Genomic DNA, 241 nt, shown 5'->3' with positions numbered 1-241 from the left:
TTATCAGGCTGAAGATATACAATCCCGTTGTTTGGGAGATGGCTGCCACCTTTGGTTTCAACTAATTTTGTTTTTTTATTTATATAGTGTTTGGAAAAGTCAATTTTTTGTTCTTTTCTCATACATATTAGATAATTCGGGGAAATTATTTGGTCTATCATTATAGGCACTTTCAGCTAAATTGGCATATAAATTATTAAAATTTTCTAGGTTACTCATACAACTCTGTCCCTCCATTGAT

The 241-nt window shown here is 31.1% G+C and carries 1 pseudogene; it reads right to left on the bottom strand.

Annotated features, from left to right (window positions below):
* Window positions 1-219: pseudogene (locus RU86_RS12525) on the bottom strand (hypothetical protein); the annotation flags it as partial.
* Between the last annotated feature and the right edge of the window lie 22 nt (window positions 220-241).

Origin of the sequence: Pseudolactococcus piscium (assembly GCF_002441695.1) — a bacterium.
GTDB classification, from domain to species: domain Bacteria; phylum Bacillota; class Bacilli; order Lactobacillales; family Streptococcaceae; genus Pseudolactococcus; species Pseudolactococcus piscium.
The sequence above is the reverse complement of the archived record's forward strand: the minus strand, read 5'-3'. Positions and strand labels throughout refer to the sequence as shown.